The organism is Sphingopyxis sp. 2PD (assembly GCF_005503695.1).
Classification (GTDB): Bacteria; Pseudomonadota; Alphaproteobacteria; order Sphingomonadales; family Sphingomonadaceae; genus Sphingopyxis.
The window spans coordinates 269,935-285,847 of record NZ_SCMU01000003.1 but is presented as its reverse complement, the minus strand read 5'-3'; the positions used below and the strand labels follow the sequence as shown (position 1 = coordinate 285,847).

Below are 15,913 nucleotides of genomic sequence, written 5' to 3'. Positions count from 1 at the left end.
CCTGTGCTTCTACTTGCACCGGGCCGAAGGGCAAGGGGGGGACTTATTCACAGCAACCCACAGTTATGATAGCCTGCACGGCATCGCCTGTTGCGCCGCGCGAAGCGGCACCGCATGAGGGTCGCCATGCCAGAGCTAGCCCTGATTCCGACCCCGGTCACCGCCGGGGATGAGCGCCAATTACCCCGAAATATCGAGGCCGAGGCCGCGTTTCTCGGCGCGATCCTGATCGACAACCGAGTCGTCGAGGATCTGCCCGTCGCGCTGACGCCCGATCATTTCTTCGAACCGCTGCACGGCCGTATCTTTCAGCAGGCGATGGCGCTGATCGAACGCAACAGCATCGCGACCCCCGTGACTTTGAAGCCTTATTTCGAGGCCGACGAAGCGATGAAGGCGGTCGGCGGTCCCGGTTATCTGGCGCAGCTGACCGGAAGCGGCGCGGGTCTGATCGGCGCGCGCGACTTTGCGCGGCAGATTTTCGATCTTGCGCTGCTGCGCGAACTGGTCGGGGTCGGCCGGGTGCTCGTCGACAATGCGCTCGACACCAGCGAGCGCGTCGATCCGCAGGCGCAGATCGAGGAAGCGGAAACCGCGCTCTATCGCGTTGCGGGCGGCGAGGCCGAGATGGGGACGGTCAAAAGCTTCAGCCAGGCGTCGAAAATGGCGCTCGACGGGGCGGAGCGCGCGCTGAATTCGGGCGGCCATCTGTCAGGCGTCACCACGGGCCTTTCCAGCATGAACGCCAAGATCGGCGGCATGCATAATTCGGACTTGATGATCCTCGCGGGCCGTCCGGGCATGGGCAAGACCTCGCTCGCCACCAATATCGCCTATAATGCCGCCGAGCGGTACCGCCGCGACGAAGCCGACGGCATCCCGCCCGAAAAGAATATGGGCGCCAAGGTCGCCTTTTTCAGCCTCGAAATGTCCGCCGACCAGCTCGCGACGCGCGTGCTCGCCGAACAGTCGGAAGTGTCGGGCGAAGCGCTGCGCATGGGCAAGATCAGCAAGGAGCAGTTTCAAAAGCTCTCGCGCGCGGCGCAGCAACTCCAGACGCTGCCGCTGTTCATCGACGATACGCCGGGGCTTACCATCGCGGGCCTGCGAACGCGCGCGCGGCGCCTGCAGCGCCGACACGGCATCGGGCTTATCATCGTCGATTACCTCCAGCTGCTTCAGGGGACGTCCAAAGGCGGAGATAATCGCGTTCAGGAAATTTCCGAAATCTCGCGCGGTCTCAAGACGCTGGCAAAGGAATTGCATGTCCCGGTGATGGCCTTGTCGCAGCTCAGCCGCGCGGTCGAGCAACGCGAAGATAAACGTCCCTTGCTCTCGGATTTGCGCGAATCGGGCTCGATCGAACAGGACGCCGATATGGTGATGTTCGTGTTCCGCGAGGATTATTACCTCGCCGCGCAGGAACCCGACCAGAATGATACGAAGCTGCAACAGGCCTATATGGACTGGCACGAGAAGATGGAGCGGGTGCACGGCACCGCCGAGCTGATCGTCGCGAAGCAGCGCCACGGTTCGACCGGGCGCATCCGGCTGCGCTTTGAATCGCACATCACGAAGTTCAGCGACCTTGCCGATAATGGCATGGCCTATGAGGATTATGAGTAGAGGTCGTCGGTCAATCCGGTCCTTGCCGGGTTGATCGACTGTCAGAACGCCGGGTCGTTCGCCGGATCCTCGCCGATCGGCGACACGGCGTCATGGATACCGCATTCGGTCTTGTCCCAGCCGCGCCAGCGCCCCGAGCGCGGATCTTCGCCCGGGCGAACCTTTGACGTGCAGGGCGAGCAGCCGATCGACGGATAGCCCTGCGCCTCCAGCGGATGGCGCGGCAGATCGTGCGCCGCGAAATAGGCATCGAGATCCTCGCGCGTCCAGTTGGCGAGCGGGTTGAATTTCAGGCGGCCGGTGGTGCCGTCGAGCTCGAACCGCGGCAGGCCGGTCCGCGTCGCGGCTTGGAAGCCCTTGCGTCCAGTGATCGAGGTGTCGAAGTCGGCGAGCGCTTTTTCGAGCGGCTTGACCTTGCGGATTTCGCAGCAGCCGTCGGGATCGTAGGACCAGCGCAGCTCGGTCGCGTCTTTCTTCGCCAGATCGTCGGCATCGGGCGTCAGGTTGACGATATTGAGCCCTAGGCGCACCGCCAACTCGTCGCGGTACGCGAGCGTTTCGGGGAAATGCTTGCCGGTGTCGAGGAACAGCACCGGCATGTCGGGCGCTACCTGCGCGACAAGGTGCAGCAGGACGGCGCTTTCGGCGCCAAAACTGGAAACGATCGCCGTCTCGCCGAGCAATCCGGCGCCGATCACGCTCGCGACGACTTCGGCGGCGTCCTGCCCGCGGAACAAGTTGTTCAGGCGGATGACGTCGGCCTGGGTGAAGCGCGGCGCGACGTCGATGCGGTCGCGGGTGCGGTCTTCGCTTGCTCTGGGGAGAGAGTGTTTCACGTCAGCCATGCCTCAGCTTCCATATCGGCACCGCGCCGTCGGCGGCGGTCTGATAATGTTCGGGCCAGCGGCTCAGCGCCGCCTCGACATCGGCGGGGTTGAGCGCCTTTTCGGGCGCGAAGGTGTCGAATCCGCAGCGCTTCATATAAGCGATCTGGTCGACGAGGACGTCGCCCTGTGCGCGCAGTTCGCCGGTATAGCCCGCCTCGCGCAGGATACGCGCCGACGAATAGCCGCGGCCGTCGCGGAATTTCGGGAACGCAACCTCGATCAGCGCAAGCCGGTCGAGATGCGGGATCAGCGCGCGCGCGTCCTCGTCGGGTTCGAGCCGCACCGCGGTTGCGTTCGATTGCTGGAGGAAGGCGTCGAGGGTGACGCAGGGTTCCTCGCCGTCGCTATGCAGATGCTCAACCATAGATCGCCTCCTTGAAGGGGGCCATGCCGACGCGGCGGAAAGTGTCGACGAAGCGCTCGCCTTCGGTGCGTTCGGCGAGATATTTGTCGGTGACGCGTTCGATCGCGTCGACGATGCCGTCCTCGTCGAAGCCGGGGCCGGTGATCGTGCCGAGGCTGACGTCCTCCGCGCCCGATCCGCCGAGCAAAAGCTGGTAGTTTTCGGTGCCCTTACGGTCGACGCCAAGGATGCCGATGTGGCCGGCGTGGTGATGCCCGCACGCGTTGATGCAGCCCGAAATCTTGAGCTTGAGCTCGCCGAGTTCCTTCTGGCGGCCGAGGTCCGAGAAGCGTGTCGCGATCTTTTGCGCGACGGGGATCGAGCGCGCATTGGCGAGGCTGCAATAATCGAGGCCCGGGCAGGCGATGATGTCGCTGATCAGGTCGAGGTTCGGCGTCGCGAGCCCCGCAGCATCGAGCTCCTGCCAGATGGCGTAGAGATCGGCCTTGCGGACGTGCGGCAACACGATGTTCTGGGCGTGCGTGACGCGCAGTTCGTCGTGGCTGTATTTCTCGGCGAGGTCGGCCATCAGGTCGATCTGCGCCGAGCCGGCGTCGCCGGGAATGCCGCCGACGGGCTTCAGGCTGATGTTGACGATCGCATGGCCCGGCACCTTGTGCGCGGCGACATTCTGGTCGACCCATACGGCGAAGTCGGGATCACTGCGGTCGATCGCGTCAGGCGCCGATGCGTCGAGCGCGGGCAGCGCAAACTGCTTGGCGATACGGTCGAATTCCGCCTTGGGCGGGTCGATGCCCAACGACTTCACATGCGCCCATTCTTCCTCGACCTGGCGGCGATATTCGTCGGCGCCGAGTTCGTGGATCAGGATCTTGATCCGCGCCTTGTAGATATTGTCGCGGCGGCCGTAGCGGTTGTACACGCGCAGGCACGCCTCGGTGTAGCTGAGCATATCTTCGAGCGGCACGAAATCCTTTATCAGCGGCGCGATCATCGGCGTGCGGCCCATGCCGCCACCGACGTAGAAGGCGGCGCCGTGGACGCCGTCCTTCTCAATGATCTGGATGCCGATATCGTGCAGCCGCATCGCGGCGCGATCTTCTGCGGCGGCGATCACCGCAATCTTGAACTTGCGCGGCAAATAGCTGAATTCGGGGTGGAAGCTCGACCATTGGCGGAGCAATTCGGCCCACGGGCGCGGATCGGTGATCTCGTCGGCAGCGGCGCCCGCCCATTGGTCCGAGCTGATGTTGCGGATGCAATTGCCGCTGGTCTGGATGGCGTGCATCTCGACCGAGGCCAGATCCTCGAGGATCGCGGGCGCGTCCTCCAGTTTGATCCAGTTATACTGGATATTCTGGCGGGTGGTGAAATGGCCGTAATCGCGGTCATATTTGCGCGCGATATGCGCGAGCATCCGCATCTGGCGGCTGTCGAGCGTGCCATAGGGCACCGCGACGCGCAGCATATAGGCGTGGAGCTGGAGGTAGAGGCCGTTCATCAGGCGCAGCGGCTTGAACTGGTCCTCGGTGATTTCACCGGCGAGGCGGCGCTTCACCTGATCGCTGAACTCGGCGACGCGGGCGGCGACCATCGCATGGTCATATTCGTCATATTTATACATGTCAGATCACCCAGTCGCCGGCCGCGGGATCGGCGGGTTTCAGTGTCAGGTCGGGACGCACAGTGGGGCCGAGCGCGCGGATGCGGTCCTTGATATGCGCGGGGCGCGGGCCATCGGCGGTTTGCTCTCCGGCGATGATATAGGGCGCATTGACGCGGCGCGCGGCTTCTTCGACGGCAAGGATCGCTTCGCCAGCTTCGCCGACATCGGCGGCGTCCTCGATGTGCAGCGACCAGTCGGTGCCAGTCCACCAAGTCACGAAGCCCGTTTTCAGGTCGTTGCCGGTCAACAGTTTCATGCAAAATTCCCCATAATTTCGGTGATGCCCGGAGCGCCCAGGCAATCCAGCGCATCGGCCCGCGCGGCGACCTTGCCGACGACGATCAGCGCCGGACTCGCGACCTTTTCGCGCACGACGAGGTCGCCAAGGTCGGTGAGCAAGGTGCGGAGTACGCGCGCATCCTTGGTGGTACCGCGCTCGATTACCGCGACGGGCAGGTCGGGCGACACGCCGTCGGCGATGAGCTTGTCGGCGATGGCGTTGGCGCTCGCGAGGCCCATGTAGATGACGAGGGTGCGGCCATGCCCCGCAAGCCCCGACCAGTCCTGGTCGCTCAAATCCTTGCACTGGCCCGCAACAAAGCTGACCGCGCTGGCGTCTTCGCGGTGGGTGAGGGGGAGGCCCGCCTGCGCGGCGCAGCCCGCGGCGGCGGTGATGCCGGGGACGACTTCACAGGCAATGCCCGCTTCGCGCGCGGCGTCGAGTTCTTCGCCGCCCCTTCCGAATATGAACGGATCGCCGCCCTTGAGTCGCACGACCTGCTTGCCCGCCAGCGTCTCGCGGACGAGCAGTGCGTTGATCAGCTCTTGCTTCATCGTGTGGCGGCTGCGCTGCTTGGCGACCGAGATGCGTTCGACATGCGGCGGGATCAGCGCAAGCACGCCTTCGCCGACCAGCCCGTCATGAACGACCAGATCCGCGCTCGCCAGCAGCCGCGCGGCGCGCAGCGTCAGCAGATCGGGGTCACCCGGACCGGCGCCGACGAGCCAGAGTTTGCCAGCAGAGGGGAGAGTCTTTTCCATGCTGGCGAAGATGGTTCACGTACCCGGAAAGCGCAAAGCAGGCTTTGTTGACGGGGGTGTAGGTAAAATTGCCCCAAGGCTTCGTCGCCCCGGACTTGATCCGGGGTCCATGGCTTCGCTGCTGGATTGGACCCCGGATCAAGTCCGGGGTGACGAGGGCCATTCAGAGATATTTCTTCGTCACAAGCTGCGACCCTTCAGGATCGCGCAATCCCACGCCGATCGATGCACGCATGGTATCGCTTTCGGACGACGCGACGGGATAGGCGCAATAGTCCGCTGCGTAGAAGGCGCTCGGGCGATGGTTGCCCGACAGGCCGATGCCCCCAAAAGGCGCTGCGGACGAGGCGCCGTTGGTCGGGCGGTTCCAGTTGATCACCCCAGCGCGCGCATTGGCCCAGAACTGGTCGTACAGCTGCGGCGTTCCGCCGATCAGCGAGGCCGAAAGGCCGAACGCGGTATTGTTCGCCTCGGCAATCGCCGCCTCGAAACTGTCGACGCGGATCACTTGCAGCAAAGGCCCGAACAATTCGATGTCGGGGCGTTCGGGCATGCCCGTCACGTCGATGATGCCGGGGGTGAGGAACGGGCGCCCGGCGATCGGCCGCGTCATGTGACGGATCACCTGGCCACCGTTCGACATCAGGATCAGGAAGCTTTCGGTCAGATGGTCGGCGGCCTCATTGTCGATAACCGGCCCCATGTAAGGCGCGGGGTCGGCGTGCGGGTGATCGACGATCAAGCGGCTCGCGAGTGTCTTGACCTCTTCGAGCAGCGCGTCGGCCAGACTGTCGCGTACAATCAGCCGCCGCGCGTTGCTGCACCGTTGCCCGGCGCTGAGGAAGGCCGACTGAACGACAAGAATCGCCGCCGTGCGGATGTCGGCGGTGTCCCACACGACGATCGGATTGTTGCCGCCCATTTCGAGCGCGAGCATCTTGCCCGGCTGGTCGGCGAACTGGCGGTTGAGCGCGAGTCCGGTGCGCGCCGAGCCGGTGAACAGCAGCCCGTCGATGCCTGCGTGTCCAGCGAGCGCCTTGCCGGTGTCGGGGCCGCCGACAATCAGCCGCAGTACCTCGGGTGGCACCCCGGCGCTGTGAAAAAGCTCGACCAGCTTGGCGCCGACCGCAGGGGTCTTTTCCGATGGTTTGAACAGCACCGAATTGCCCGCGATCAGCGCCGGGACGATATGGCCGTTCGGCAGATGCGCGGGGAAATTATAGGGACCGAGCACCGCGAGCGCGCCATGCGGTTTGTGGCGTACCGCATTGCGCAGCCCCATCGCGCCCTCGATCCGCCGATTGGGGGTGCGCTCGGCATAGGCGGTGACCGAAATATTGACCTTGTTCACCACCGATTCGACTTCGGTTCGAGCTTCCCAGAGCGGTTTTCCGGTTTCGCGCGCGATCAGGTCGGCGAGCGCTTCACCCTCCGCCTTCACCCGGTCGGCGAAGCGGCGCAGCGTTTCGGTGCGGAAGGCAACGGGCTTGGCGGCCCATGCAGGCCAAGCCGCGCGCGCGGTCGCGACTTCATCATCGACGTTGCTGACCGCGCCGCGCCACAGTTCTTCACCGGTTGCGGGTTCGAAGGAAAGCAGGGCATCGCTCATGGTCACCCCGCTCTTATCGGCGAAAGCGGGTGGCGGCAACCTGTGCGGCGCGATGGTACGACGGATCGCTTGCGCCGCGCGGTCTGGTTGGCGATAGACACGGACGACTCCCGCGGACGGCACGCCAGGGACATCAGCCAAGGGGACGAGCCATATTGGCCAAGCACGACGCAAAGCAGGACGGGCGCCGCGACTGGTCGGACCAATATTGGTGGTCGGGCGACGGCGTGCGACTGCACGCGCGCATCTATGCCGGGCCTGAAGCGGCAGAGAGCGCGCCGCCGGTGCTGTGCATGCCGGGGCTGGCGCGGAATGCGCGGGATTTCGAAATGCTGGCGCCGCACGTTGCGCAGCACCGCAAGGCGATCGTGATCGAATTTCGTGGGCGCGGCGAGAGCGCCTATGCCAAGGACCCGATGACCTATATCCCGCTCACCTATGTTCAGGATGTCGTCGCGCTGCTCGACGAACTGGGCATTGATCGGTTTGCAACGATCGGTACGTCGCTCGGCGGCCTGGTGTCGATGCTGATGGCGGCGACGCTGCCCGGGCGGTTGGTCGGCGCGGTGCTGAACGACGTCGGCCCCGAATTAGAGACCGCGGGGCTTGACCGGATCCGCGACTATATCGGCGCCGGGGGCAGCCAGCCGACATGGATGCACGCGGCGCGCGCCTTTGCCGAACTGAACGGTGCGATTTACCCGCACTATGGCGTTCACGACTGGTTGCGGCTGACCAAGCGCACCCACCGCCTGACCCCCGAAGGCCGCATCGTTACCGATTATGACAAGCAGATCGCGGCGCCGCTGCGCGCGCCGGGCGGGGAGGGCGCGTTCGACCTGTGGCCCGTGTATCACGCGCTGGGCGATGTGCCGCTGTTGATCCTGCGCGGCGAATTGTCCGACATATTGGCGCGATCGGCGGGAGAGAAGATGGTCGCCGCGCTGCCGCAGGCGCGCTTTGTCGAGGTTCCGGGGGTCGGTCATGCGCCGACGATGGACGAACCCGAAGCTCTCGCTGCGATCGACGCCTGGCTGAGCGACTTGCCCGCCGCGTGATCGGCGCGAATACGCCTCTGCGCCTGTTGCACCTTCATTCCAGTTTTTCGCTGGGCGGAAAGGAGGCGCGCGCCGTCCGCCTGATGAACCTGATGGGGCCGCGCGCGCGGCACACGATCCTGTCGGCCGTCCCCGACGCGCTCGGCGCCCGCGATGCGATCGATCCCGCCATCGATGTCGAATTTCCGGACGATAGGGCGCCGCCGCTGCATGGCAAGCCGGGGCTGGCGCGGTACCGCGACCTGGCGCGCTTCATGCAGCAATTCGACCTTGTGCTCAGCTATAATTGGGGTTCGATGGACGGGGTGATGGCGCACCGGATTTTCGCGCCGTTTCGCGACCTGCCGCCGCTCATCCACCATGAGGATGGGTTCAACGAGGATGAAAGCGTCCGGCGCCACTGGAAACGCAACAGTTTCCGGCGCCTCGCGCTCCCGACCGCCGAGGCGTTGGTCGTGCCGTCCGAACTGCTGCAGCACATTGCCGCCGACGAATGGCGCGCGCGGCGGCGTACCGTGTTGATCCGCAACGGCATCGACGTCGCGGTCTATGCGGGCGCCCCCGCGATGCCGATTCCGGGGCTCGACAAAGGCGAAGAAGGGGTGGTGATCGGTACCGTTGCGGGGCTCCGCAAGGTTAAGAATCTGACCCGGCTCGTCCAGCTAACGGCGCATCTTCGTGGCGACGCGCGGCTCGTGATCGTCGGCGAAGGGCCGGAACGCGTTGCGATCGCGGCCGAAGCCATGGCTTGTGGATGGGGCGATGATCTCGTCCTCCCGGGCTTCATGCCCACGCCCCATCGCTGGATCGGCCATTTCGACATCCTCGCGCTGACCTCGCTCAGCGAACAGGCGCCGATCGCCGTCATCGAGGCGATGGCCGCCGGGCTTCCGGTGGCGAGCTTCGACGTCGGCGACGTACGTGCGATGGTGGCGCCGGAAAACCTGCCTTTCATCACATCGGACGAGGCTGCCTTTCGCAAAGGGATCGAGCAGCTTGCATCCGATGCCGCGCTGCGCCGCCGGATCGGCGAGGCGAACCGGCGCGTCGCTGCCGACCGTTTCGACGAATCAATCATGGTCGCTGCCTATGAAAAGCTCTATGGTCGGGCGCTGGGCGGACGCCGCCTCTTTGGTGGCTGAACCACCGCGGAACCATTGACTTTCGCCGCGCGCTTCCGCTTACGGAACCGGCACGGGGACCGGCCCAAAACACGGCGGCCGGTGGAGAGAAAGAGATATAAAATGTTCAAAGGATTGAAGCCCATCCTTTACGGCGGACGCGAAGTCTGGCCGTTGGTCGAGGGCGGCAAGGGCGTGTCGGCGACCAACCATATGTCGAGCGGCGCGTGGGCGGCGGCGGGCGGCATCGGCACCGTGTCGGCAGTCAACGCCGACAGCTACGACGCCGAGGGCAAGATTGTGCCGCAGGTGTACAAGTCGCTCACCCGCAAGGAACGCCACGAAGAACTGATCCATTACGGCATCGAAGGCGCGGTCGCGCAGGTCGAACGCGCTTATGAAATCGCGGACGGGAAGGGCGCGATCAACATCAACGTGCTTTGGGAAATGGGCGGCGCACAGCAAATCCTGGAAGGCGTGCTGGCGCGTACCCAAGGGAAGATCGCCGGGGTCACCTGCGGCGCCGGGATGCCGTACAAGCTCAGCGAAATAGCCGAGCGCCACAATGTCCTGTATCTGCCGATCATCAGCTCGGCGCGCGCTTTCCGCGCGCTGTGGAAGCGCGCCTATCACAAGGTACCGCAGCTGTTGGGCGCGGTGGTCTATGAAGACCCTTGGCTCGCTGGCGGCCACAACGGTCTGTCGAACGCCGAGGACCCCTTGGTGCCGCAGGATCCGTACCCGCGCGTGAAGGCGCTGCGTGACGTCATGAAGGCAGAAGGGATCGCCGACAGCGTGCCGATCGTGATGGCGGGCGGCGTCTGGTATCTGCGCGACTGGAACGACTGGATCGACAATCCCGAGCTGGGCCAGATCGTTTTCCAATATGGCACGCGCCCGCTGTTGACCGAAGAAAGCCCGATCCCACAGGCGTGGAAGGATCGCCTCCGCACCCTCGACGACGGCGACGTGCTGCTCCACCGCTTCTCGCCGACCGGATTTTATTCGAGCGCGGTGCGCACGCCCTTCCTGCGCGACCTCGAAGCGCGCTCGGAGCGCCAGATTCCTTACTCGAAGCAGGAAGCGGGGGACCATATCGTCCAGCTCGACGTCGGGGTGAAGGGCAAGAATTTCTGGGTCACCCCGCACGACCGCGCCCGCGCGCGCGATTGGGCGGCGGAGGGCTATACCGAGGCGCTCAAGACGCCCGATAACACGGTGGTTTTCGTCACCGAAGCCGACAAGGCGGTGATCCGCAAGGATCAGACCGACTGCATGGGCTGCCTGTCGCATTGCGGTTTTTCGTCGTGGAAGGATCATGACGACTACACCACCGGCTACCTCGCCGACCCGCGCAGCTTTTGTATCCAGAAGACGTTGCAGGACATCGCGCATGGCGGCGATCCCGAACAGAATCTGATGTTCGCGGGCCATGCCGCGTTCAATTTCAAGACCGATCCCTTTTATTCGAACAACTTCACCCCGACGGTGAAGCAGCTGGTGGATCGGATTTTGACGGGGGATTAAAGAGCGTCGCCCCCGCAGAGGCGGGGGCCGCTGGAGATGTTGCGCAAGGCCGATTGCGACCGCGCCCAGTGGCACGTGACTCTGGTCGCATTTCCGCGGGGGCGACGGGTTGCTAAGCCCATCCCTCCAGCACCTGATCCTGCGGGCGATGTCCGTCGCACCAGGCGCGGATGTTCGCGATGACTTTTTCACCCGATGCCTCGCGCCCCTCGATCGTGGCCGAGCCGAGGTGCGGGAGCAGCACCACGTTGTCGAGCGCGAGCAGCGCGGGGTCGACCGCGGGTTCGTGCGTGTACACATCGAGTCCGGCGCCGGCGATGCGCCCGGTCTGGAGCGCAGCGATCAGCGCCTTTTCGTCGACGATCTCGCCGCGCGCGGTGTTGATCAGATAGGCGGTGGGTTTCATCGACCCGATCCGCGCTGCACTCACCATCTCGTGCGTTTCGGCGGTGTGCGGGCAGTGGATCGTCACGACATCGCTGATCCGCAGCAGCGTGTCGACGCTGGCATGATAGCTGGCGCCCAATTCCTCCTCGATTGCTTCGGGCAAGCGGCGGCGGTTGTGGTAGTGGATCGACAGCCCGAACGCCCGCGCGCGGCGGGCGACGGCCAGCCCGATGCGCCCCATGCCGATGATGCCGAGCAATTTGCCGCCGACGCGGTGGCCCAGCATCGCGCTCGGCGCCCAGCCGGCCCATTGGCCCGAGCGCATCAGTTTCTCGCCTTCCGCCAATCGCCGCGGCACCGACAGGATCAGCGCCATCGTCATGTCGGCGGTATCCTCGGTAAACACGCCCGGCGTATTCGAAACCATGATGCCTTTGGCGCGCGCCGCCGCGAGGTCGATATGATCGACCCCGGCGCCGAAATTGGCGATCAGCTTGAGCCGGTCGCCCGCTGCCGCGATGACATCGGCGTCGATTTCGTCGGTTACGGTCGGGACGAACACATCGCAGTCGGCGACCGCCGCCTTCAACTCGTCCTTGGTAAAGGCGTGGTCGTGCGCCGACAGCGCGACGTCGAACAATTCGGCCATGCGCGCCTCGACATGCGGCATCAGTTGGCGGGTGACGATGACGCGTGGGCGTTTCGGGCGGGATGAATCGGGCATGGGGGCCGATAGAGCGCGCCGGGACGCCACGGTCAAGGGTGCGAACGCAGAGAGAAGCTTGAAAAGGCTGGGGATGAACGCAGCCTTTTGCGCGGCGAGCGGTTGAATATCGGGTCCGAGTTTGACAAGGCAGAATGATGACCAGCCGCCTGATATTCGCAACCGCCGCGCTGCTCGCCGTCGTAGGACCGGCCGCGGCGCAGTCCGATCCCGTATTGCCCTACTGGGCGTCGATCAGCGTCGATGAGGCGCGGATGCGCAAGGGGCCGTCGCCCGACGTTCCGGTGATCTGGGAATATCGGCGCAAGGATTTGCCGGTCAAGGTCGTCGCGCGGCACGAGACATGGCGCAAGATCGAAGACCCCGACGGAACGCAGGGCTGGATGGCGGCCCGGCTGCTCAGCCGCACGCGGACCGCGATCGTGACCGGGGATATTCGCCCGATGCGCGAACAGGCCAGCGCTTCGGCCGCAATCGCCTATCGCGCCGAACCGGGTGTTGTCGGGCGGATCACCGAATGCAACGCTGGCTGGTGCCTGTTCGACGTCAAGGGCCGCAAGGGCTGGATCCAGACCGATCATATCTGGGGCGATTGATCGCCTGTATGGAAAAGGGCCGGACGGTTTCCCGCCCGACCTTTCCTTGGCTGTCGGCTGATGCCGTTAGCGGTTAGCGCCACCGGAAATGGTTGCGGTAAACCTTGATCACCCGACCGTTGCGCTCGTTGACGAGCAGCAGGTCATTATAGTGACGCACATAGGTCAGGTTGCGACCGGCGCGCGGCACGCCCCAGCGGCTATCCCACGCCGGGCGATAGGCCGGTGCGTAATAGTTCGGTCGGATCGTCGCGCCGACCGCGAACTGCTGGTAGCGGAAGGGCGCGCGGTAATTCTGGTAGCGCGTGTCGCGGCGCCAGTCGCGCTTGCTGTCGCGCAGGTCCTGACGGGCGTCGCGCAGCTCGCGGCGTTCTTCGCGAATGTCGCCACGGTCGCCATAGCGCTGCGCCTGACGCAGTTCGCGCTGCTCTTCGCGCACGTCGCGTCGGTCTTCGCGGATTTCGCGGGTCTGCGCCTGCGCGGCGGCAGGTACCATTATGGCGGCGATCAGGCCGACGGTCAGAAACTTGGTCTTCATAGGTCTATCCTTTCAATCCGTCAGGGGGAGGGGACTGCCCGATGACAAGGATAGATTTACGAGAGTCGATTTGAATTGTTCCGGAACGGCGCGTTTATTTTCAGGACATTAGTGTCGCAATTTGTCGCGATGATGCGGTGGGGCGGGCGTAGGGTACGACCAAGTAACGCAACCTTTGGCGCCGTCATTGCGAGCGCAGCGAAGTAATCCAGAGCGGCTTGTCACGCTCTGGATTGCTTCGCTGCGCTCGCAATGACGGAAGTGGCGGCTAGACCAGCTCGACCGCGACCGCCGTTGCCTCGCCGCCGCCGATGCACAGGCTCGCGATACCGCGCGTCTTGCCGTGGCGTTGGAGTGCTGCGATCAGCGTCGTGATGATGCGCGTGCCGCTGGCGCCGATCGGGTGGCCGAGCGCGGTTGCGCCGCCGTGGACGTTGATCTTTTCGTGCGGAATGCCGAGGTCGTGCATCGCGAACATCGCGACGCAGGCAAAGGCTTCGTTGACTTCGAACAGGTCGACGTCGCCGATCGTCCAGCCAGCCTTGGCCAGCACCTTATTGATCGCGCCGACGGGGGCGATGGTGAAATCCTTCGGTTCCTGCGCGTGCGCAGCGTGCGCGACGAGGCGCGCGACGGGCTTCGCGCCCTTGGCGTCCGCGACCGACTGGCGCGTCAGCACCACCGCAGCGGCGCCATCCGAAATCGAGCTGCTGGTCGCCGCGGTGATCGTGCCATCCTTGGCAAAGGCGGGCTTCAGGGTCGGGATCTTGTCGGGCATCGCCTTGCCGGGGGCTTCGTCGGTATCGACGATGGTGTCGCCCTTGCGGCCCGCGATCGTCACCGGCGCGATTTCTGCGGCGAAGGCGCCGTCGGTGATTGCGGCCTTGGCGCGGCTCAGCGATGCGAGCGTATAGTCATCCTGCGCCTGGCGGCTCAGCTGGTAGGCGTCGGCGGTGTCCTGCGCGAAAGTCCCCATCGCGCGGCCCGCTTCATAGGCATCTTCCAGCCCGTCGAGGAACATATGGTCATAGGCGGTGTCATGACCGATGCGCGCGCCGCCGCGGTGCTTCTTGAGCAGATAGGGCGCGTTGGTCATCGATTCCATGCCGCCCGCAACAATCAAATCGACGCTGCCCGCGGCAAGCGCTTCGGCGCCCATGATCACCGTCTGCATGCCCGACCCGCAGACCTTGTTGACCGTGGTCGCCTGCACCGACTTGGGCAGGCCCGCCTTGATCGCCGCTTGGCGCGCTGGCGCCTGGCCGAGCCCGGCGGGCAGCACGCAGCCCATATAGATGCGCTCGATGTCGTCACCCGCGACGCCCGCGCGCTCGACCGCCGCCTTGACCGCGGTCGCGCCCAGGTCGGTTGCGCTTGCGTCCGACAGGCTGCCCTGCATGCTCCCCATCGGAGTGCGGGCATAGGACAGGAAGACGACGGGATCGGTGGCGGCCATGGGACAAGACTCCGTAAGGGAAAACAGGATCGGCGGCCCGATTAGCGGAAATGCTGCAACTGCGAAAGGGGGTGATATAGCGTACGGCTTTTGTCGAGAGGGGGCGACCCACCCGCGCGGCGCGGGTTCAAAGTTCAGTAAAGTTCAGCCCAACGACGAGCCCTGCGGCCTTGCTATCCGCCGTGGAATCGCGTGCCTGAGCCGGCGTGACGTCATTGCTCTGCCATGTTCAAGCATAGCGAAATATAATAGGAAAGCGGCTTCTTTGCCCGAGGGCGTCGAGCGCAAGGACAGTATTTCAACCGTCCAGCCACTCGCAGATAATTTCTCCCCGATGCCCCTCCGGCGCGAGCGCGCGCCGCATGGCTTCCAGCAGCGGCGGCAACGCCTGCGTGAAGGCATAGGGCGGGTTGACGATGAAAAGGCCCGCGCCGTTATAGATGTCGGACTGATCGCGATCGTACAGCCAATGCTCGACCACCAGAAACTTCGGGATCCCGAGATTTCGCAACTGCTGCTTCCACCGCCGATGCGTTTCGCGGTCCTTCAGCGGAAACCAGATCACCGTGACGCCATGCGCCCATTTGCGATGCGCGGCGGCGAGGGTCGATGTGATGCGCGCGCGTTCGTCGGTCTGCTCATAGGGCGGATCGACCACCACCACGCCGCGCGGGGTGCGTGTCGGCAGCAGCGCCAGCCAAAGCTCGTAGGCGTCGCGTTGATGCACCGCGGCGGATGTGCCGCGCATCGCGCCGCGCAGGGTGTAAGCATCATTGGGATGCTTTTCGTTGAGGATCAGAAAATCCTGCGGCCGCAGAAGCTGCGCCAGAACCTGCGGCGAGCCGGGGTAGAGACGCGGCTCCGCCCCGGCATTCACCGCCCGCACGGCGGCGCGATAGTCGTCCAATAAGGGATTGTCGTCGGCAAAGGCGCGCAGCACGCCCTGGGTGGCTTCGCCGGTCCGCTGGGCCTCCTCGCTGCCCAAGTCATACAGGCCGCAACCAGCATGGGTGTCGATCAGGGTCAACGGCCCTTCTTTGAGTTGCAAGGCCCGCACGAGCGCGATCAGCAGGCCGTGCTTTACGACATCGGCGCTATTGCCAGCATGAAAGGAATGACGATAATTCATGGCAATTCAAAATCCCGGCGATCTGCCTTCTTGCGGACGGCCGGGCGCAGCAGCCGGGCGCGAGGCGGTGAAAGCAATCAATCCGGTGCCCGTATAGCGTCGGGCGGAAAGCTTCAAAGCTTTCTGCGCAACGCTTGGCCCCACGATGACAATCGTCGCCAGAGGCGGAGATGTCGCGAACGCG

Annotated in this window: 15 protein-coding genes; 5 read left to right on the top strand and 10 right to left on the bottom strand. The window is 64.8% G+C overall.

Going from position 1 to position 15,913, the window contains the following annotated elements:
• The first annotated feature begins 126 nt into the window (after window positions 1-126).
• Window positions 127-1,626 carry a replicative DNA helicase gene (locus FFS18_RS05005; RefSeq protein ID WP_137870003.1) on the top strand — a complete coding sequence of 500 codons (1,500 nt, stop codon included), beginning with the start codon at window positions 127-129 and terminating at the stop codon, window positions 1,624-1,626.
• 41 nt (window positions 1,627-1,667) lie between these two features.
• Here the strand turns inward: FFS18_RS05005 and FFS18_RS05000 are convergent, their stop codons facing one another.
• From FFS18_RS05000 to astD, 6 genes are all read right to left on the bottom strand, one after another.
• On the bottom strand, window positions 1,668-2,471 hold the full coding sequence (locus tag FFS18_RS05000; protein WP_120215952.1) for a phosphoadenylyl-sulfate reductase: 804 nt from the start codon (window positions 2,469-2,471) through the stop codon (window positions 1,668-1,670).
• On the bottom strand, window positions 2,464-2,877 hold the full coding sequence (locus tag FFS18_RS04995; protein ID WP_137870002.1) for a DUF934 domain-containing protein: 414 nt from the start codon (window positions 2,875-2,877) through the stop codon (window positions 2,464-2,466). The genes FFS18_RS05000 and FFS18_RS04995 overlap by 8 nt, the downstream gene beginning before the upstream one ends.
• On the bottom strand, window positions 2,870-4,501 hold the full coding sequence (locus FFS18_RS04990; RefSeq protein ID WP_137870001.1) for a nitrite/sulfite reductase: 1,632 nt from the start codon (window positions 4,499-4,501) through the stop codon (window positions 2,870-2,872). The genes FFS18_RS04995 and FFS18_RS04990 overlap by 8 nt, the downstream gene beginning before the upstream one ends.
• Before the next feature lies 1 nt (window position 4,502).
• Window positions 4,503-4,799, bottom strand: a complete 297-nt coding sequence (locus tag FFS18_RS04985) for a DUF2849 domain-containing protein (RefSeq protein WP_120215955.1) — start codon at window positions 4,797-4,799, stop codon at window positions 4,503-4,505.
• Window positions 4,796-5,584, bottom strand: a complete 789-nt coding sequence (gene cobA / locus FFS18_RS04980) for a uroporphyrinogen-III C-methyltransferase (RefSeq protein ID WP_137870000.1) — start codon at window positions 5,582-5,584, stop codon at window positions 4,796-4,798. The genes FFS18_RS04985 and cobA overlap by 4 nt, the downstream gene beginning before the upstream one ends.
• Before the next feature lie 163 nt (window positions 5,585-5,747).
• Window positions 5,748-7,193, bottom strand: coding sequence for a succinylglutamate-semialdehyde dehydrogenase (gene astD / locus FFS18_RS04975; RefSeq protein ID WP_137869999.1), 1,446 nt, complete (start codon window positions 7,191-7,193; stop codon window positions 5,748-5,750).
• Window positions 7,194-7,348: 155 nt separating this feature from the next.
• Between astD and FFS18_RS04970 the strand changes: the two genes are divergently transcribed.
• From FFS18_RS04970 to FFS18_RS04960, 3 genes are all read left to right on the top strand, one after another.
• On the top strand, window positions 7,349-8,251 hold the full coding sequence (locus tag FFS18_RS04970) for an alpha/beta fold hydrolase (protein WP_137869998.1): 903 nt from the start codon (window positions 7,349-7,351) through the stop codon (window positions 8,249-8,251).
• The gene (locus tag FFS18_RS04965; RefSeq protein ID WP_249340302.1) at window positions 8,248-9,393 is read left to right on the top strand and encodes a glycosyltransferase family 4 protein; all 1,146 of its coding nucleotides are present in this window, start codon (window positions 8,248-8,250) and stop codon (window positions 9,391-9,393) included. Before FFS18_RS04970 ends, FFS18_RS04965 begins: the two co-directional genes overlap by 4 nt.
• Before the next feature lie 102 nt (window positions 9,394-9,495).
• Entirely contained in the window at window positions 9,496-10,899 is a 1,404-nt protein-coding gene (locus FFS18_RS04960) for an NAD(P)H-dependent flavin oxidoreductase (RefSeq protein WP_137869997.1), read from the top strand.
• Between the two features lie 112 nt (window positions 10,900-11,011).
• Here FFS18_RS04960 and FFS18_RS04955 read toward each other — a convergent pair whose 3' ends face one another.
• A complete protein-coding gene (locus FFS18_RS04955; RefSeq protein WP_137869996.1) occupies window positions 11,012-12,010 on the bottom strand; it encodes a 2-hydroxyacid dehydrogenase in 999 nt (332 codons plus the stop codon).
• A gap of 137 nt (window positions 12,011-12,147) precedes the next feature.
• On the opposite strand from FFS18_RS04955, the gene FFS18_RS04950 reads away from it, so the two are divergent.
• On the top strand, window positions 12,148-12,606 hold the full coding sequence (locus tag FFS18_RS04950; RefSeq protein ID WP_137869995.1) for an SH3 domain-containing protein: 459 nt from the start codon (window positions 12,148-12,150) through the stop codon (window positions 12,604-12,606).
• Window positions 12,607-12,679: 73 nt separating this feature from the next.
• Here FFS18_RS04950 and FFS18_RS04945 read toward each other — a convergent pair whose 3' ends face one another.
• The 3 genes from FFS18_RS04945 to FFS18_RS04935 all read right to left on the bottom strand — a co-directional run bounded on the left by FFS18_RS04945 (window position 12,680) and on the right by FFS18_RS04935 (window position 15,729).
• Window positions 12,680-13,144: a DUF1090 family protein gene (locus FFS18_RS04945; RefSeq protein WP_137869994.1), complete on the bottom strand. Its 465-nt coding sequence runs from the start codon at window positions 13,142-13,144 to the stop codon at window positions 12,680-12,682.
• A gap of 268 nt (window positions 13,145-13,412) precedes the next feature.
• Entirely contained in the window at window positions 13,413-14,600 is a 1,188-nt protein-coding gene (locus FFS18_RS04940; protein ID WP_120215962.1) for an acetyl-CoA C-acyltransferase, read from the bottom strand.
• 298 nt (window positions 14,601-14,898) lie between these two features.
• The gene (locus tag FFS18_RS04935; protein ID WP_137869993.1) at window positions 14,899-15,729 is read right to left on the bottom strand and encodes a 23S rRNA (adenine(2030)-N(6))-methyltransferase RlmJ; all 831 of its coding nucleotides are present in this window, start codon (window positions 15,727-15,729) and stop codon (window positions 14,899-14,901) included.
• Window positions 15,730-15,913 lie beyond the last annotated feature (184 nt).